Source organism: Fredinandcohnia quinoae, from assembly GCF_022427965.1.
Classification (GTDB): Bacteria; Bacillota; Bacilli; order Bacillales; family Bacillaceae_L; genus Ferdinandcohnia; species Ferdinandcohnia quinoae.
Window position 1 is genome coordinate 14,055 of the sequence record NZ_JAKTTI010000036.1, and the last position, 19,673, is coordinate 33,727.

12 protein-coding genes are annotated in these 19,673 nt (G+C 33.9%); 4 read left to right on the forward strand and 8 right to left on the reverse strand.

The genetic code is table 11. The features are described 5' to 3' along the window. Positions 1 to 196: 196 nt before the first annotated feature. Positions 197 to 823 carry a hypothetical protein gene (locus MJG50_RS17930; protein WP_240257138.1) on the forward strand — a complete coding sequence of 209 codons (627 nt, stop codon included), beginning with the start codon at positions 197 to 199 and terminating at the stop codon, positions 821 to 823. A gap of 36 nt (positions 824 to 859) precedes the next feature. On the opposite strand, the gene MJG50_RS17935 is transcribed toward MJG50_RS17930, so the two are convergent. From MJG50_RS17935 to MJG50_RS17950, 4 genes are all read right to left on the reverse strand, one after another. Next, positions 860 to 1,516 (reverse strand): hypothetical protein, encoded by a 657-nt coding sequence (locus MJG50_RS17935; RefSeq protein ID WP_240257139.1) that lies wholly within the window; start codon positions 1,514 to 1,516, stop codon positions 860 to 862. A 122-nt stretch (positions 1,517 to 1,638) separates the two neighbouring features. Continuing rightward, the gene (locus MJG50_RS17940) at positions 1,639 to 2,001 is read right to left on the reverse strand and encodes a four helix bundle protein (RefSeq protein ID WP_240257140.1); all 363 of its coding nucleotides are present in this window, start codon (positions 1,999 to 2,001) and stop codon (positions 1,639 to 1,641) included. Between the two features lie 119 nt (positions 2,002 to 2,120). After that, positions 2,121 to 2,501, reverse strand: a complete 381-nt coding sequence (locus MJG50_RS17945) for a four helix bundle protein (protein WP_240257141.1) — start codon at positions 2,499 to 2,501, stop codon at positions 2,121 to 2,123. 30 nt (positions 2,502 to 2,531) lie between these two features. Beyond that, positions 2,532 to 2,753, reverse strand: a complete 222-nt coding sequence (locus tag MJG50_RS17950) for a hypothetical protein (RefSeq protein WP_240257142.1) — start codon at positions 2,751 to 2,753, stop codon at positions 2,532 to 2,534. Positions 2,754 to 4,196: 1,443 nt separating this feature from the next. On the opposite strand from MJG50_RS17950, the gene MJG50_RS17955 reads away from it, so the two are divergent. The 3 genes from MJG50_RS17955 (at position 4,197) to MJG50_RS17965 (ending at position 7,777) form a co-directional block, all read left to right on the forward strand. Beyond that, positions 4,197 to 6,356: a phage/plasmid primase, P4 family gene (locus MJG50_RS17955; RefSeq protein ID WP_240257143.1), complete on the forward strand. Its 2,160-nt coding sequence runs from the start codon at positions 4,197 to 4,199 to the stop codon at positions 6,354 to 6,356. A gap of 145 nt (positions 6,357 to 6,501) precedes the next feature. Next, a complete protein-coding gene (locus MJG50_RS17960; protein ID WP_240257144.1) occupies positions 6,502 to 7,488 on the forward strand; it encodes a ParM/StbA family protein in 987 nt (328 codons plus the stop codon). Beyond that, on the forward strand, positions 7,475 to 7,777 hold the full coding sequence (locus tag MJG50_RS17965) for a hypothetical protein (protein ID WP_240257145.1): 303 nt from the start codon (positions 7,475 to 7,477) through the stop codon (positions 7,775 to 7,777). Before MJG50_RS17960 ends, MJG50_RS17965 begins: the two co-directional genes overlap by 14 nt. Positions 7,778 to 7,818: 41 nt before the next feature. Here the strand turns inward: MJG50_RS17965 and brxL are convergent, their stop codons facing one another. The 4 genes from brxL to brxC form a co-directional block, all read right to left on the reverse strand. Beyond that, a complete protein-coding gene (gene brxL / locus MJG50_RS17970) occupies positions 7,819 to 9,873 on the reverse strand; it encodes a protease Lon-related BREX system protein BrxL (RefSeq protein WP_240257146.1) in 2,055 nt (684 codons plus the stop codon). Positions 9,874 to 9,891: 18 nt separating this feature from the next. After that, a complete protein-coding gene (pglZ, locus tag MJG50_RS17975; protein WP_240257147.1) occupies positions 9,892 to 12,447 on the reverse strand; it encodes a BREX-1 system phosphatase PglZ type A in 2,556 nt (851 codons plus the stop codon). Between the two features lie 75 nt (positions 12,448 to 12,522). Beyond that, positions 12,523 to 16,065, reverse strand: coding sequence for a BREX-1 system adenine-specific DNA-methyltransferase PglX (gene pglX, locus MJG50_RS17980; RefSeq protein ID WP_240257148.1), 3,543 nt, complete (start codon positions 16,063 to 16,065; stop codon positions 12,523 to 12,525). A gap of 15 nt (positions 16,066 to 16,080) precedes the next feature. Next, entirely contained in the window at positions 16,081 to 19,668 is a 3,588-nt protein-coding gene (brxC, locus tag MJG50_RS17985) for a BREX system P-loop protein BrxC (RefSeq protein WP_240257149.1), read from the reverse strand. Positions 19,669 to 19,673: the final 5 nt, after the last annotated feature.

Sequence of the window (19,673 nt, forward strand, 5' to 3'; positions counted from 1 at the left end):
TTATTCCATAGAATTATGTTGCACTGGAAATTCGCCTTGCCACAAGGAATTATGTGGCATTCATAATCCATATTTTACTTCAAACATTCTATCAGTGCAACATAAATCCTCTTATGTCGCACTATATTTCTTTTATTTTTTTGCTCCTTAATCAATAAACATTTTGTATAATATTGGATAGAAGGGAGAATAGGTCATGGATTTAGATAAAAAGGAAAAAATTATTATATTAGCTATAATTGCATTTACACCAATTGCTTTAGGAATTATTCTTAATATACCAGGGGGCAGTTTAACAATAGGAGATGAAAATGCATGGGTGGGATTCTTCGGTAACTACTCAGGTGGAATAATTGGTGGATTTGTAGCTTTTTATATTGCAAAGTCACAGGTAAAACAAGAGCAGTATGCAAGATTAAAAGATAAAGAAGATCAAGAACAAGAGAAGATTAGTAAGCATGAAGAACAAGAAAAGTATATTAAAAATATAATTGAATTATTTTTATTAGACGAAATAACCTCCAACTTTAGAACCTTAGCAAAAGAAAAAAGTTACCTTGAAGCATTGGAACGAAGAGCTAAAGGAACTATTAATCCATCTTATACTTTTAATGTACCTTTACATTTTGATGAATTTGACAGAGTTAGGTTTGAACTAATTAAATATAATAATCAAGATGTTAAAGACGTAATTGAATTCTATAGAATCTGCAAAATAATAAGCTATGAACCTGATACGTCAAAAATGTCAAAAGACGATGCAGAGTCAATAGTAAATGTTATTTCAAAATGGAATACTAAGTTGAACAAAAAGAACGGTTAAATAAAGTTTACCGTTCTTTTTTCTGTTGTCATAAACCTATCTTTCAATATCGATATTAAATAACGGCATTAGTTTACCAATTGCATAATCCTCTAAATAAAATCTATTTACAACTTCATCCTTCCCATGCAGGTTTATAAAGCTGTATCCTACATGATTAACAATTAAATCAGCAGTATTAGGATGTTGCATAAACAGCCTCTCAATTCCTCTGCGAAGCTGATCGGAAGTTGATTTTCTTCTATATTTAGACTGATTGATTTGTAAATGCAATGACATTCGCTTCAATATGTTATCAGCACTTTTTCCAACGTATAACGGAATATGTCCTTTATACATTTCAAGCCAACTATCACTTATTTCAATCTCAACTTGGTGGTAATCATCTGATCCACTTTGACCTGAAATCTTTTTCCCTTGTAATGTATATTTTCGGGAACACATTTTCCAATTAAAAGGTTCAAGACTTTCATTTGAATTATTTAGCCACCAAAACACATAAACGCCACCTTTATTTATACCAGTCGGCAATAAGGTATCATTTGAGTTCTTTATTTTCCAACCAGAGGGATACCTCTTATGAAAAGTTCCATCCTTATTTTGTATTCTATCTAATATATCCGTAATAGGTCGTTGTTTAACTAATTCAAGTTGATTAAATAATAGTTCAATATCCTGCGTTAATGATGCCATTTTTTCACCTTTATGTTTCTTTAATTTCCTTATCTTGTTTCAATTCTAACACATAAGCAAAAACACCTACACTTTAGTGAGCAGGTATTTCATGCTTCTTAGCCAAACAAGATTTAGCCCTCTTATTTAGTTTCTCGATTAATCATTCTTGAAAGAATCTTACATATCTCAATGGTTATTCCAGTCAAATCTTGAAAAATTCTTTGGTCTATGGCTCTTTCATTCGAAATAGATAGTAACAACTCATTAACTTTCCTTGCTGAGTTCAATGCCATTTTCAAAGAATAATCTTTCTGATTTTCATAAAACTGACTATTCCCATAGGCGATCCTTACAGGAATGGATGTAACTAATTTCCAAAGTCTTTGTTCTTCTTTTGACGGTAATTTTACTTTTAGCAATTTAATTAAATCAACTAAATCCATTGCCTTCTGATAAACTATTAAATTATGGTAATCTGGCAAATATAACCTTTTATTTTGCATACTATTCCTCCTTGCTGTGGATTTTATATCATATTGTCGGGAATGTTTTTGATAGATAGGGAAATCTCAAATATGAAGAGTTTATCGGGGAACTTTAGAAGTTGAAGTTTATCCTTCCTCTACTTTTGTACAATCTTTTTCATCATTCCAATAATCATTCTTCTGATTTCAATGAGCCTTTCATCGAAATTCTCAAATGTTTTTTCATCTATATAACCGCATCTATAAGATATTTCAAACCACGTCTGTGTTTCGGCCGCAGATCCAAGAGCAATATTCAAGAACTGTAGTTCTTTTTTATAATACATCTGCCCATTTCCTTCACTTAGATTAGCCGAAACTGAGGTTATTGATTTCCATATCTGATTCTTAATAACATCCTTTTCCTCCCATGGTAGTGTCTCAGTAAACTCTTTGACCTCCACCACCAATTGTATTGCTTTTTCATATACAGTGGTTCGCCTTACATCTCGCAAGTATAAATCTTTTAATCGTTCCATAATATCCATCCTCCTAATCTGTTATTGGGTTTAAGAAGCATTATCATATACTTGAAGTTCCCTATGCTTTAATAGGTAATGCCCTATTAAAATTTTTTCTGCTTCTGTTAAATCGAACATGTCTTGAAGACACCAAAGCAAGCCTTCCTTGGCAAACGTCTTCAAAAGTGATTCAATATCAAAAATGCTATAACAAGCACTTTCTCTTGCATTTCTATATTTCCTTTGCGATCTCTCAATAACAACGTTCATGCTATTTACCTCCTAACTCTTTTATGGATTTTCTTTAAAAATTGAATTTCTAATTCTATTTTATTATCTATTGCAACCTATTAATATAGAAAATCGGTTTGAGTATGTCTGAGCTTTTTTAAAATCAAAACCAAAAAATGTTGAGTAAAAATTCAACTTGGTCAAAACATAAACCTATATATGCGGCCGCAAAAATTTATTTGTTGTTTCGATACAGCAATAATCATTGATGTTATGCGAAATCCTTTGTTAATTTCTATAGGTGTCACTCGAAATCCACAAGGATGAAAACCATAACTATTAACTTACAAGCTATGCTTGTTGTTTGAAGTTTCATCCGAAAATCGTAGCTGTCCTTGATTGCAAACTCCTCATAATGTTGAGTAAAAAATCAAGTAGGTCAAAACATAAACCTATATACTGCATCAAAAAAACAATCTACTTCTATCAATGCAGTTATCATAAGGGTTTTACGAATATATCCTTTGTAAATCCTAACAGGGAGATGCGATATCCCATTTCACATTTATGGGTATCTCGTAATTTGATTGGAGGTATAAATCCTATTAGATGTACTATTAACCCTGAAAGGAAAAACATAACTTTTAATAGTCGCTGACGCTTTAAAGATGTGGATAATAAACTCTACTCCGATGTCTATATGGATGCAAACTCTTCATATTGCTTCTGGAAATCAAGTCAATCCTAAAGGCATACGCATTATTACAATAAGTATATCCCACTAAGCAATTATTTGAGCTATTCCTACAGACAATGTGTTGCCTTACAGCGTAATACTGGTTTCTAATGTTATTTGTCTTAGAAGATTATTGTTAAACCATATCGGTACTGTTTTAGACTCCATCACTGTAACTGTAGAGTCATTTAATAGAACTTTTAATTGCAAAGCGTTGCTTTGGTGCAAATCCTACACATATCCTTCAATTTCCTAACGGAGTAGCTTTTTCAATATGCTGACAGCGAACAGTTACGTACAACAGCATATTGCATTCAACCATGGGGGAGGGAGTCTTCAACTTTTTCTGATTATAGTAATTAATACTACAAATTAAAATGAAATAAGTTTAGTTACCCCCTCCCCCCTAAATGATAATGCATATTAGAGTTAGCACAACATCCTTTGAGTTCTGCATATTGTTCGTGACTTTAAAACGTCAGCTTTTTATTAAAATTTGCTTTTCATTAATTGATTACAGTTCTTCTATGTGAATAAAGCAAGGAACAAAAATCAACACTGGATTTACAGCAACCCCAAAGTAGAAGTTGAATTCTATACCATTTAGTGAGCCTTCAAGATATACATAAACAGAAATATCACATTTTAATGCTCGAACATGGTAGAGCAGTTTTACTATATTGTTTCCCTTTGATTAATTGTAAGATTGTGTTGTAATCAATTAAAAACAAGGAGGAAAATGTAATATGCAACAAGTGTTACGTGATTATATTCCAGAACAACTAAAGAAACTAAGCCAATGGATTATTCTTAATAAAGAGAGTGAAGCTCTTTACGATCAAGTGTCAACCGAATCATTGCAAGAATGTTCCAAGATAGACTTATTGTCATTTGAGGAGGCATACAAAATTGCTTATTCAAGAATTTCAAATAGATTAGGATTCGTTTTTACAAAAGATAATCCTTTTGTAGTTGTAACCGTAAAGAACCCCTTCGATTCCCAAGGTGATTTAAACCAACTTGGATCAGAGATATCAGATCAGATTTGCAGTTATACAGAATATATTGACGATGGTATTCAAATCATTTGTGAAGGGATACTTCCCTCTGGAAATCAGAATAAATCATTTGATGATATTGAAATGATTGATAATGGAATCCTTACTATTACAGGTGATGCTATGTATGAAAATGTACAAATATATGAATGCACCAGGGAAGTAGTACAAATCTATAATAAGTATTTCTGTAAAACTAACAATAACCCTAAACAGAAAGTAATTAATTCTTCACCTTCCCCTACTGAGATAATTGATATTCTTCACAATATGGAGCAAGGTACTCAATTAATAGATCTTTTTGAAGGTAATTGGCAACCTTATTACGATTCGCATATGGAGGCAGATATAGCTTTATGCACAGCTCTTGCAGTTGCAACTAATTATAACAAAGAGCTAATAGATGAAACTTTCCGCCACTCAAAATTGTTTAGAGATAGTTGGGACAATAAATATTATGACGAAGGAAGAACTTACGGTGAAGAAGTATTGACCAAAGTGATCAATCCTTCTAATAAGGATAACATTGAGTACCAATCATTCTTAGAACCAACAGATACTTTACCGCCTTGGTATTTAAGTGGAGAAAAAGGTAAGTTATCGTTTATCCCCGCAGTCCTCGCAGAGCATCTTTCAAATAAGGAATCCATTATCTATTCAAATAGCAACTACTATCAATTCCAGAATGGAGTTTACAAGGAAATCACTAATCAAACAGTTAAAAGCATTATTCAAGGTAACCTACTGAAACGTCATGTAAAACCTTCCCATATAAAGGATACAGAAGAATTCCTCAAAATCCTAAATCATCAACCAGACCAAACTCTGAATGGAGAATCCTTGGCTTATTTGATAAATTTTAGGAATGGCATTTTAAATGTTAATACAAAACACTTCTCCCCCCATACTCAACAACACTTTTCTTCAATCCAAATGAATTGCTTCTACGATCTTTCTTCAAAGGCTCCACAATTTCATAAATATTTATCCCAAGTCCTCGATGAAAGCACGATTCCACTTGTCCAAGAATTAATGGGTTATCTTCTAATACCAAATACTCAGGCTCAAAAGGCATTTATCCTCTTTGGGCCAGGTCGCACTGGCAAATCTACTTTATTACAGATAATCGAGATGATAATTGGAAACAACAATATAAGTAATGTTTCATGGCAAGGATTAGAAGATAAGTTTCAACCTGCTACACTTTATGGTATGTTAGTCAATCTTTATGGCGACCTACCCGCCACCTCATTGAAAGATACCGCAAACTTCAAAGCTCTCACAGGAGGGGATACAATTAACGCCCAATTTAAAAACAAACAGATCTTCTCATTTAAAAATAAAGCACGTCTTGTATTTAGTTGTAATCAACTCCCCCATAACAATGTAGATCGAACCGATGCCTTTTATCGCCGAATAATCCTCGTTCCCTTCATTAAACAAGTTCCATCAGACCAAGTTGATCCCAACCTTATCCAACAACTGAAAAAGGAAAAAGAGGGTATCGTTCAATGGGCATTACAAGGCTTATACCGTTTAATGAAAAATAGCTTCAAATTCTCTGAAAGTGAGATTGCAGATTCTATCCTTGAAAAATACAAAACGAATAATGATAGTGTACTTTGGTTTATGAAGAATTATTGTGAACTAAATCTTGATACGAGATGCTATAGCCAAGATTTATATACTGCTTACAAGTCCCAATGTAAAATAAATGGACTGCAAGCTAAAACACAACCACAATTCAACGATGATATTATCAATTATGCAAATGGCAGTGTCCTAAAAGACAAAGAAGGAAAAACGAAAAGAGCTATCTATCGTGGAATTTCACTTTTAAAATTCTAAACTACCAAGATAATCACCATTATTCCCTATGCGACAAAATCGCACTTATTAAGAACTGATTCGACAAAATAAGTGCGATTTTGTGTTATATTTTCGCACTCTATGAAATAGAATAAAGAAACTACTAAAAAAGGAGGAATTTCCAATGAACAAACAGTTTAATTTTGCCATTGATTGCGGAAAATCCGAATGCAAATATGTCGGTAAATTTAATGGCACGTTACACTTAAAAAAGTTCAAAAATAGTGTCATAGAGATTGATGATCTTGGTGCTGAAATTGCACTAAATAGTTTTAATGTAGAATACGAAGGTAGGAATTTCCTAATAGGAGATATGGTTGGTGATAATATAGACTATGAGTTAAGTAAACAAAATCACAGCCATAGATTATCCATATATTTAGGGATTACAAGGCTCCTTGAACAAGCTGAGAAGGCGAAAGAGTCCATAGCTTTTGCCCAAATAAATCTCGCAGTAAATATTCCCCTGAACTTATATAAGTCCCAACAGAAGAAAACAGAGTTTGCGGAATACCTCAGAAATAGCGGTCAACTGATAGCAATGAGCGTTAATGGAAAACCATTCACTTTTCGTATTCAATCCATCCTTTTACTTCCCGAAGGGCTTGGTAATGTCTATCAAAACATGGATGAATATAGGGATAAGAGGCTTTTAATTGTAGACATTGGTAGTCTTAATGTAAATTACCTGGAATTATCTAACCTTGTTCCACAATATGATAAAATGGCAGTCAGCACACTTGGTATTAATATTCTGCGTGGGGAAATTGCCGAAACACTTAGTAGTAAGTATGGCACGATGATTACTGATGAAGTTGTGGAACAGATCTTCAAGGAAAAGTATCTTTACTTAGATGGTATTAAACAACCAGAAAGTAAGGACATTGTTGAAAAACTTATTGAAAATCACTTACAGATGGTATTAAACTACGCTAAAAGTCGTAAGATTTCCTTTTCGAACACGTCAGTAGTTTTTGTTGGAGGCGGTTCGGTTCTTCTTCAAGATTTCATCTCAAAGTTACCCTTCGCTATCATCGCTCCTAACCCTCAATACGCAAACGTCTTATCCTTTCTCAAAGTATTAGAGGCAAAGACCGTTGTCAAAGCGTAAACTTTCCATTAGCATTAAACGGAAGTACGATGATGTCTACACCTTTTTAAACTACTTGAAGGACAACAAGGAGAATGTCAGTGATTATATTTGTGGATTAGTAGAAGCTGATATGAATAAAAAGAATAAACCAGATACTTTTATTCAGGATGAAGTACGGAAAGTTGTAATTGAAACACTTCTTGCAGGTAATTTAACTCTAAACCAACTTGCCGATAATAAAGTAACTCATTCAAATGAGGACAAACAATGTAGCGAAGATATTGATTTGCTTAACCAATTGTTCTAATTAATACAGGGAGACCGTAATTGGTCTCCCTTTTAGCAATATTATCCCACACCCAACGCTTTAAACACTGCGTCAATAGGCTCTGAATAGAAAATAGGTTGAACTTTAATTAACAAATCTGATGGAACAGTTTGAAAATCCACAACGGATGATGCAGGGATTAATACCTTTTTTGCTCCCGCATCCACACAAACTTGCAAGATGTTTGCCAGTTCTTCTACCTTCTCTATTGTTCCCCCCACCGTCATGTTACCTAAAACAACGGTACTTTCTTGTACAGGCTTTTCTAATGCCCCTGAACATAATCCAATTAGCTCTGCTACAGCCAATTGAGGGGTTAAACCTATTCCTTGTAGGTCAGCAATATGCATTAGGTAGTCCTTTGTTTTTATTGCGATAGAACCACTTATGCTTTTACTGTTAGCAGTAAAGTAACGGTATGCTGTGTCTAAACTTTCTTTGACTCCTCGGTTAGATCCTACACCAGACTTTTCAAATTTACCCGAACCAGATACAACCTGATTTTCAAGTTTGAAGACTCCAATCATACCCGATTCACCGACTCCAACCGTATAAACATGACCTGGTTTCCCCATACCTTCTGGAATTAGCTTACCCCCGCCTTGTTCGGGAACTGATACATGTTCTTCTTGTAAAGATTCCTTGTCGATATAGGAAAACATTACATCGTAGAATTCCATACCGCCAATTTTCTTTAACTGTTCCTTTACACGTCTGCGGCCTTCAAGAGCATATTGTAGAACTTCCTCAACATCCTCTCTTGTAAATTCTCCATGAGGATATAATAACTTCATAAGCCCTGAAACAGTTTTTCTTACACCAATAACGTCACGTTGGTTCAAGTTATTGCCAAGTTTAAAGAACTGATCAATCGAATCCCCAAACGATCTCTTTCTCATTTCTCTAAAATACTCAGCTAAATAATCCACTATAAAACCATAGCGATCTGTAAAAAAATCGGGCCGCATTTTCGGAATCTCCCATCCAGGAAGATAATAATGCATTCGATCAAAGAAAGCCGAGTCATTATTCATTCCTTCTGGAAATGGAGCAAATAAGTGGGATGTTTTGATTAAAGAATCAACACTTTGATTGATATTCCCCACAAAAACCATAGAAGCTGATGCTGTTTTCTCTTCCTTTCCTCTGGCAAAGGAGCCACTCGCCATATAGTCTTTCATGATTTGAATACCATCTTTGTCCTTAAACTTTATTCCCGCTACTTCATCAAACGCTACAACATCCCACATACCAACAAGACCGACTGTCCTTGATGACATATTGTAAAAAAGATTGGCAACTGTTGTCTGACCACCAGAAACCAATATGGAATTTGGACTGATTTCTTTATAAACATGCGATTTCCCCGTTCCCCTTGGGCCAAGTTCGCACACATTATAATTGTTTTCTACGAGTGGTACGAGACGTAAAAGTAAATGCCATTTAACACGATCATTTAGTTGAGTTGGTTCCATTCCAGTTGAACGAATAAGTATATCAATCCATTCATCCTTGGTGAATTCCTTTCTCCCCTCGATGACTTCGTTGATATCCATGTTAGGCATTTGGATTGGTTTCAGGTTGCTTATGGTAAAGGGACTCATATTCTTCTGCTCTTCATCGTAGAAGTAGTCGATTTTTAACATCGACCAAATACCTCCCAATAATAATTTGTCATATTCTTTTACATATTGAGCAGAAATCGGAACATCTTTTAATCCTAAATTTGAAAACTCTGCCTCATATATATCCTTCTTCGGATTTAGTCGAACTGTTACTTTATCAATAATGGAATACTGCCCTAACTCACGTATCTTACTTTTGATTTTTTCAGCCTCATCAGGTCTTACAAAATTTTCCGAAAGGATCTTCTTTACCCTTGAAACGCCTTCCTTTATGCTTTCATCATCATCAGTGGCCGCATACATACCTAATAGGTATTCTAAGACATAGACAGGTACGTTTGCCCCCTCTTTAATGAGCTTAGTAAGGTCTTTTCTAACGACACGACCTCCAAATACCGAATTTAGTTTTTTATCTAATTCAAGTGTATTCACTTCATTCACGTTCTCCAATGGTTTCCCTCCCTTATCTTAAAAATCAAAATCACTAACAATTCCCAAGTTAATGTTAAAAGGTATTCTTTCGAGGATTACTCCTGTTTCCACATCTTTCATCGTTAAGTAATAATGTTTATTTTTATCATAAGTAATGGTTTTTAAGGCAAAACGGAGCTTAAATGTCCGTTCTTCTGGATTTTCTGAGGTTCTGTCCCCAATTATAGTCTCCTCATTAGAAATGACAGCTCCATTTTCGTCTGCCATATAAATCATGACTGTTCTTGGGATAACCTTTTCCTCTACCTTTTCCGTCTGGAAGAAAGATAAATGGAAAAGACTGTTTGTTATTTTTCTTGTTGTGTTAGTTAGTTTAATGTCCACTTTCACAATTTCACGACTGTTAGCTTGTCCTCTTCGGATGTTTTTGTATTTGATTAAAGGTACAACTACTTCTTGTAGGCTTGCTCCCCCATGAACAAAATTGACACCAGATCCTTGTATCTTAAAACGTATTGTAGCTTTTGGTACATAAACGTTCAATTGATGCTCGTTTTTAATGATAGAGTCCATGTTAATGTTGAGAATTCCATCCATCTGTCTTTTCTCTTTTGAAAGCATATATCTTCGCTTCACTTCAATTGTTTGGATGTCCTCTTTATCAATCTTATCACTCTCTGCTAATGCATCTCTTTGATAGACAAAGCCATGGTCAGCCGTAATAAGAACATTAGTTCCAGATAAATCATCCCGAATGATCTTTATGAGCGTGGATATTTCGTCAATCGCTCTTTCAACAGCATCGAACGTATAGATTTCTGTCGATGCTTTATCGCCCATAGCGTCAATGGTGTCATGATAAATGTAAATTAATTTTTTCCCTTTAAAATATTCTCTCCTACCTGCCTTGTTCATCGCAAAAACTTCTTGGGCATGGACAGCAACACTATCCGAAACAGATGATTCAATAATAGCCTTACGATTTTCAAGACCACTTGAAGACTTCCCATTTACTAAAACTCTGGCATTTTCATCAAAATCTACCTCTTTGTGTGGTAATAGTGAAGCCATACCGAGCTTTGTAACAGAAGGAGCGACACTAAGGACAGGTTCAATTTCACATGCCCCCATCGTTTCGGCATTTAATTTTTCTGCAATTTCTACCCCAACCTCATAACGAAGGGCATCTGAAATAATCACGAAAATCCTTTCAGCCTTCTGAACCTTTGGAGCAACATATTGCCTATAAAAATGTTGCTGATTTGTGATTCCAGGAAGTGTCCAGTTATCCTTCAAATCTGATTCTACAGCATGTGACCAATGAGAGCTTAAATCTCCCATAAACCAATTAGTATATAGATTTTCTACCATTGCTCTTAACTTTTTCAAGATCTCGCTATTTGGCTCATTATCAAAGGCAACATAAAACTTGCGGTAATATGTATCCATTTCATGATATTCATTCACATAACTCTTCCACATGTCTGTAGCAGATACTTTTGGTATTCCTGAACTATACTTCTTATAGAACTCATACATTTTAACCGTATAGAATAAAGCCTCGTAGATGTATTGGAACTTATCATAAAAGTGCTTTACTCTTCTTAAATTAATTAGTTTAATATACTCTTCATAATCTTCATGTGACGCTTCAAGACTGTTCGCAATATATATGATGATTGCTTTATCAAAATAAGAAAACGTGTCTGCATTTTTAAAGGCTTCAATTGGTAATTGATTAACAATGTTAGCCAACTTAATTTCCTTTTCTACAATTTCCGCTAATTCATTGTAGATAGCATAATCAGACTTATGGTGCATCCAATGGTCAATGAAAACCAATGCATTTGACCTGTTTCTTTCAGCGATAAAACTTTTTATGTTTGAAAGTGATGATTCTTCCACAGAATGACTTAGCGTAGTTACAGTTAAGTGCATAAGTAAAGTCTTCAATGATCTATCTTCTCTATCGTATCCATACAAATTAGATAGGTACTTCCAAAACACATTTATATCAAAATACTTCTCCATTAAAGTTACGTATTTGTTATCTTCGTCGGAAAGACCTTCCTTTAATACCGTTTTAAGAATCTCCTCAAAATCAGGTGTCTTTAAGTTACACAAAACACTCATAATACCTATTTCGATTGTCTCTTCCGTATAGGACTGATACCCATAGGACTTAAACTTCTGTGAGTGTTTTTTGTTGAAAAACTTCTCATACTTCTTCACAACTGCTCGTAATGACGAATCAATTCCTAAATCATCCAATAACAAGGAAATCTTATCTGCATAAAATGTTTTCGAATAGTAAACCGTATCAATAAGCCAATTTTCTTCCACACTTAAATCATTATTTGTATAAATGAGATAATGAGAATTGGGATCTTCCTCTTCAAGTAAATACTTGGAATAGAAATTGTTTTGATCAGTCAATAGATGAACCTTTACATTATCAATAGAAAGATGACCGATTTCTTCTACAAACTCTCTATCCTTATCAACCCAAAATACAATTTTTCTTTGTTCACCATCATTTAGTGGTTCATTAAACGTTGCAGTTAATGTAGAAATTATTTGATCTAAATTCAAGTGCACTCACCCCTTTACAATAAACTCCATAAAACAAGGATACACCAGTCATAACTGGTATATCCTCATGACTGCTCATATTTTTGCTACAAGCCCTTTAAACTTCTCATAATTAACTTTTACACCATCATCTAAATCAATTTCGATTTGCATATCAGCCATATGATGCAATAATTCATCATACTCTTTTAGCTCTTCAATTTTCTTGTCTAATGTCTTCAATTCCTTCTTTGCGTTACTGATTTCTTTGGTTGTTGAGTCACCTTCAATAATACTGACAAGAGACTTTCTCTCAACATCCAAACGAATCTGGTACTCATGAAGATATTCAGTACGAATACGGGATAATGTTGTCTTATCATAGCGATGCATATAAATTAAACATGTAAATGCCTTTTGTTTGCCAGAAGTAAATAACCAATATATCGGTCTCTTCTTATAGGTTTGTACATGATCCTTGAAGAAATCATTGAGTAAATATCTCCTAATCGTTTCCTTTGAGGTTTCCCCTTTTTTCCTTCCAAGCATATCTGCAATATAATCAAGATTTTCAGATAATTTCTCTTCACCGAATGTAGTTTTAACAAATTCAACTAACTGTGAAACTAAATCATCTTCAAAATAAGATCCATACAGGATTGGAAGTATGTTGTCGTTATCAACTTTAAACCTTCTATACTTATCTTGATTAAATTGGCCACCCGCAAAGATAAGACCTTCTTCATCTAATGAATATCTTCCGAACATGCAACCAATTGCATATGACAAAAATGACCTTATTTCTCGTTCATTATCAGCCTTTCTTAGCGTTATGTCCTCTTCATTTACATCTGCTAATATTTCATTTTCCAAGCCAAAAATTTGAATTATTGACTTGTTCAATTCATTTTCATTACCAAGCAAGAGATTGAACCTCTCTAAAGCGATATTTTCCCAATTTTTATAAGCAACTTTGATTTCAGGGGTATTTTGCTTATACCTTAATAAAACATGTTGTTTAAAGTCCCATGATGTCTCAAATGAATCCCAATCTTCTTTTGATATTGATACGTTCTCTTCTGCCAAAGAGGTAACATGATTTTCTACTTCCTTCTCTACATCAACAACGATTGGTAAATTTGCAACATCTCCAACCTGGAAATTCATGGTTGGATTAAAAAACTTCAACATTTCAAACGTCACTTTTGAATTTAAAAACCCAATAAAATAATTAATATTCTTTTTTGGAAAAAGCGATGAACCTGCTACATCGAAGAGTGAACCTTGTGGAGTATATCTACATGAAAAATTAGATGAACTAATAAAGCTCCACGTAATACTCTCTTTAAAATAATAACCTCTATCCTTTACAACATAATCAATATTTCCTTTTAAATATGGATATTTTTTATTAACATAATCTTTTATCTCTTCCCCATCATTAAACCAATTTACAACATATTCTCTATTTCCATACCATTTTCTAATGTTTCCACCTTTATTATAGGGGAACCATTTGTATTTACTTTCCTTTGCTTCGGCATTTGAATTTGCATCTACACACAATTTGGAAATTCCAACTTCAAACCATCTTCTTAAAAACATATCATTATTAGAAGTTTGAAGACCAGGCTGTAAATAAGCGTAGTCCCCAATTTTAGGAAGGTCATTAAATAATGAAAGCATTTTTTTACTTGCCCAATAGGCTATTGTACTATCAGGAATCAAAGCAAAATCATTACTGTTTGAATGAAATCTGTAATCAACATTTTCATCTCTTACAGCTTCAAGAGTCTTTATTGGCTGATTTTCACTTCCAGTGAATTTAGATAAACTAATGAACTCTCCATGCAAATTACCATTGTAGTTTCTTACAGTAAATGTGCAAACTGGTACAGTTACGTCAGGGAATGAGTTATATTCTAATTGGATAAGTGAACTTATATTTTTCTCAGCAATAATATATTCTCTTAACTTCTTATAGGATGAAATAAACATCCATACAAACGGTGTTACGAAACCAAGTTGTCCTTTTAATTTAACCCTACTAAAACAATATTCCATAAATGCAGAGAATGTATCAGCTTTGGCTTCCGAATAATTTTTCTTGAGATATTCTGACAGTTCCTCTTTCATATACTTACTTCCCATATATGGAGGATTGGTTATAAGAATATCATAAGCACTATTCATAATTTTAGATTGTATAATTAAATCAGGTAATACCCCTAATACTTTCTTTCTTTGCTCTTCTTCAAAAAGATCGTTGGCAGGATTCTCCTGAATATAGGCTAACCTGCTCTCGAAATATTCTACATCAACATCTCCAACTTTTATTAAGGAGCCGATGGTTTTGGCATCTTTGAACTTTTCAATAAATTCCTTTGTTTTGTCAAAATATACGCTACTATTATCCCCAACAATATAAGTAATGTCTTCGTCATCTAATGTATTCGTTTCTTGTATTGAAGCTAAGTTAAGTGTTAAACCCTCTCTTTCTATACTTCTAAAGAAACGATTGTTGTACTCCAATGCTTTCATAACTACAGAAAAACATGCAAGCTGATAAGCACGATCATCTATATCTAAACCATAGAGATTATTTTCAATAATCAACCTTGGGATTTCTCTTTCCATGTATCCACACTTACTATAGATTTCATACAACACATCAAACATATAGACAAGGATATGCCCACTACCCATCGCAGGATCAAAACACTTGATTTCTTCTACTTTTAATTCTTTATTGATATAAGGAGAAAGTTTCTCCTCAAAATTAGGCTCTGGATTTGTACTTTCAAGATAGAATTCCCATTTCTTTATGAGATCTTGATGTTCAGGATAGGATTCAACCCAATAACGACCTAATGAATTTTGCACCATATAACGTACTATCCAATCAGGTGTGAAAAGTTGTGTAGCATACGGAATTTCTTCTGTTTTGTACTTCTTTTTTGCTTTAATTACCCGATCCTTTTCCTCAGCTATATAATATTGATAAAGCCAACCAATAATTTCAACCTTTCTCCAATTTTTTTCAGGAATCAACTCAGTATTAGCCATTTGGCGAATGAAGGAGTCTTTTGCTAACAACCCTTCTGGAAAAAGGATTTCTGTATAATCATCAATAGTCTCGAACATAAAAGGAAGAAATCGATTCAAGTCGTTACAATGTTTAATAATTAGGTATTTGAAAAGTTCTTCTGTTTTGTTATTTAACTTCAACTCGTACACGTACTCTTTATCAATCTCTAAATCCAACTCTAACGCATCATTTAACATATCTGGATCGGCACTATTTGGGTTCGTGGATGAAAGAACACGTACTTCTGTTGGAAGGTACTCGTTGACCTCCATGTAACGTAATGCTGTAAAACGGTTAAACCATATATAGGCGACTTCTTCCATAACCTGTTTAAATCCGATTTGATTAATACGAGCAATTAATTTGTCTCTTTGAATTTTTTCTTCTTTTGAAAGCTGTTTGCCATCTATAAAGATGGCATCCGAGCTTTCAATGTCTGCTTTTTTTATGCTGTCTTCCGTAATTCCGATTTTCATTGCCTTTGCTTCAACTTTTTTCAAGAGTTCTTTTCTGGCACTTGTCGCAAAGGTTCTCAGAGCTGATTTATTCATTTGAACATCTCCCGCTTATTCAATAAATTCAATGTGTTTATTTGATTTAATGATTTGCTTTAACTTATTTGAAAGGGTGTTAATGTACTGGTCAACATCCTCCTCAGAATTCAAAGTCCTAACGACAAGTAGTTCAGAGACTTTAACCTGTTGCTTTTGAACTGTTACAACTGTTCCTCCATCATTCGAATCATTTGCTCCATTACCTTCTCCTACTTGTCCTGCTTCTTCCTCTTTTTTTCTTTGCCATTCCTGGATTTCCTGGTTAATTGTACGTTCATATTTTTCCTTAAAACTTACACTTTGCGAAATAGTTGCGTCTACTTTATAGATATCAGTAAATCCATCAACAGAATTTAATAAGTCATCGTAATATTTATCTATTCGATCTTTCGTATCAGAAGAAACCCCATACTGTTTCGCCAATAAGGAAAGGTGATCATAGTCAACCTTGATTTTTTTCTTAGCATTTTCTTTTTTCTCGGTTAGAACATCATTAATTTGATCATTAATTTTTTTTATGATTTCTGGTATCTGCTTTATTTTCCCATATGGAACAGGATCATTTAAAATATCTTTTAATTGTTTTGCGTACTTATCAGCTTCTTCACCTATGAGATATGCTTTATTTTCTTCATGCTTGTTGATTGCTGTTAATCCTTTATCAAAGATATCTTTTTGATCAGTACCGAAGAAGCTCTTGATATAAGTCATGTCCTCTTCCCAATAACTAAGATCCTTTTGAAGTTCTTTCATTGTCGCAAAAAATGAAGCATTATCTAATCCTTTATTGAATTCTCCAAAATACTCTAATCCTTTATTAAGCAAACTCATACCAGGATATTTTCTACCTTCGTAACGAGCCTTGAACGCATTTATTTCGGCAACTTGTTTTTCAATGAGTGTTCGAATTTCCTTTACTAAGCCATCTTCATCATCTGGCAAATCCGTCTTATTAAATACCTCTTTACAAACCTTTTTAGCTGTTCTAATAAGAGCTTCGTCTACTTTTACTCGTTTAAAAATTATTCCTTTATCAACCTCGGATGTTTTCGTTAAAACTGTAACTATCTTATTTGCACTTTCTTCTGGTTCCAAATACTCAGCATTGTAACGGAGGCGAATTTTTTGTTCTTTTAATAGTTCTGCAATTAAACGCTGAATATCGAGCAGTCTCCAACCATATGGCTTATCATTAAAACGATCTAAGATAATTTTGATTCGAACTTGCTTATTAATGGATTCTTGTAGGCTAATAAAGTCAGAAATTTCCTTGATAGCTAACTCATTAGGCACTTGCTTTATTTCAGTGCTGAAAGACATTTGCTCGTCTTTTACATTTAAAACAGATATAAGTTCTCTCTCACTATCTAAGAAGTCCTTTATATACCCTAACTTCGTATATACATTATCAACTAATGAATGGAAGGCAGTATTAAATTTCTCTCTTACAGACGAACCTTTCACATCAGCATTATCTCCATTAATGTAGAATTTTCCTCCATTTACGGCATCCTCTAACAATTCTCTGACTCTTCGTCTTCTTTCACGAACTTCTGCTTGTTTATTGTTTAAGATATTTTGAATGCTCTCAGGAAGCTGTGTAATATTCTTTTTCTTGCGATACTCCTCAATTTTTAGAACTTCTTCCATTTCCTCTACATAGGATTCATTCCCACCAAGTTTAATGATTAATTCGTCATTTCCAGAGGACATCATCATAATTTCCTGCTCTGATTTTCCATAGTGATCAGATAATGGCGAAAGAATATTGATTCCTATACTTGATGTTTGATTACCATAGTTCTTTTCATCCATCTTTTGATTGTAGGAAAAAGAATAAACATTTGAATATCGGTATTTCTTTTCATCATAGAGATCTTGGAAAATGTAATTCGCAAGTTCCCTTTTTATAAGGTCTTCATCTACATTAATTGTTTTGATTTCTCGGTTAATGTCCTGCTCGTCATCAGTTAGGAAGATAAAGTATTCACCATTTTTTTGAACAAGCGTTTGGGAAATCAACTTCCGTAAAGACACTTTAATTCTTTCTTTCAGCTCCAATTTATCTTCATCAATGTTTGTTACCATCAATGTAGCAATATTGTCGATGTTTGCAGGAAGCTCTTTAATGTATTTAATCATGAACAACACTTTTAACAAGTTCATGTTAAATTCATCATCTTTAAGAGCAGGATTTTCATATGCCCCTTCAATTACCCTCGATATTGATGGGTTAAGGAACTCTTTAATTGTATCGTAGAATGCGTGGAACGGAATTAATGTTCCCTCCTCGGCATCCTTATAACGTAGTCCCGCTTCTTTAAATGCTGATAACATAGATCGTTCACCCTCGGATAAATGCTTTCCTGATGAACCATGTCTCCTTACTTGTTCAAAAACATTTTGCAGGAGTTTAAACTGATAAGGAATAAACGGGTAAACATCTGCGAATTCTTGCTCATTATCATATCCTCTTAAATCTGCTGTACTTTCTTTAAAGCTAATTAGGTTCTTTAAGATTGCACTTTTTTCTGGATAAATTAATTTTAACTTATCGTTAGCAACCTCTTTTTTTAATAGGATACGTTTCTTGATTACTTCATCCACAGAGATAGATGAAAGTGATAGCCTTGTATCAAAGCGGCCCTGAATGCGTGAGAAGTCATCTCCCTTTACCTTAACAATACTATCGATACTCTCTTGGGAAGTAACCATAATCCACACCTTCCCTTTCGCATGAGTTCCTAAGTCCTCTGCAAGCGTTTGAAGGTTAAGCATAAGATTACGACTATCACCAATAAACTGACCAATTTCATCCACTAAAAAGACAAGATGAAAATTTTTACCCTTTTGATCAATGTAATCTTTTACATCCTTTGCAAACTTTTCAATACTGATTTCAAAGTTATTCACACCGTTTTCAAACCAATTTCGTGCTGATTCCTGGCTCATGTCAGTTACCTTCGTTAAGGCTCCAATAACATAGTCTGCATCAAAATAGAAAGTGTTACGGCGGTCTACCCACTCTTCGCCTGAAAGTGCCTTAAACTCGTCTCTAAACGCCTTATAGACACCCTTCTGATCTAAGTATTTCTCCATTTCAGCGACACCAGGAATATCACCGAAATACCCCCTGTGTTCATAGAATACCTTCATAAATACACGTAGAATTGCATCCTCTTTTGACTTGCTATCTAATGATGCTTTAGAATCAATGTTGAAAAGGATAACCTCGGTCTCTACATCAGCAGTACGATTCATATTTGCTAAGATTAACGGATCTTGTAATTTATCTTGGAAGAAGTCGATTGCGTTTTTATCTTTTACTTTTTTATTTTCAAGTAAATAAGCAAGGATTTTCAGGAAGTGTGATTTACCTGAACCAAAAAATCCAGAAATCCAGACACCCATCTTATCAGTAACACCATCTATCCCTTTTTGATAATTCTCATAAAACTTGGAGAAATGTTTGTTCAGCTCTCTTGTGACGACATATTCATCAAGCTCTTGATAAATATTATCCTCGTCTGTCTGAGCTACTTTAATAACGCCTCTTATGTCTCTTTCAATATCTTTTTGAAACATATCTTTAATGATCATTTGAA

What these genes read in the sequence shown, in the direction of transcription:
- MJG50_RS17930 (WP_240257138.1), top strand. Translation starts at nt 197, where the DNA reads ATGGATTTAGATAAAAAGGAAAAAATTATTATATTAGCTATAATTGCA.
- MJG50_RS17935 (WP_240257139.1), bottom strand. Translation starts at nt 1,516, where the DNA reads ATGGCATCATTAACGCAGGATATTGAACTATTATTTAATCAACTTGAA.
- MJG50_RS17940 (WP_240257140.1), bottom strand. Translation starts at nt 2,001, where the DNA reads ATGCAAAATAAAAGGTTATATTTGCCAGATTACCATAATTTAATAGTT.
- MJG50_RS17945 (WP_240257141.1), bottom strand. Translation starts at nt 2,501, where the DNA reads ATGGAACGATTAAAAGATTTATACTTGCGAGATGTAAGGCGAACCACT.
- MJG50_RS17950 (WP_240257142.1), bottom strand. Translation starts at nt 2,753, where the DNA reads ATGAACGTTGTTATTGAGAGATCGCAAAGGAAATATAGAAATGCAAGA.
- MJG50_RS17955 (WP_240257143.1), top strand. Translation starts at nt 4,197, where the DNA reads ATGCAACAAGTGTTACGTGATTATATTCCAGAACAACTAAAGAAACTA.
- MJG50_RS17960 (WP_240257144.1), top strand. Translation starts at nt 6,502, where the DNA reads ATGAACAAACAGTTTAATTTTGCCATTGATTGCGGAAAATCCGAATGC.
- pglX (WP_240257148.1), bottom strand. Translation starts at nt 16,065, where the DNA reads ATGAATAAATCAGCTCTGAGAACCTTTGCGACAAGTGCCAGAAAAGAA.
- brxC (WP_240257149.1), bottom strand. Translation starts at nt 19,668, where the DNA reads ATGATCATTAAAGATATGTTTCAAAAAGATATTGAAAGAGACATAAGA.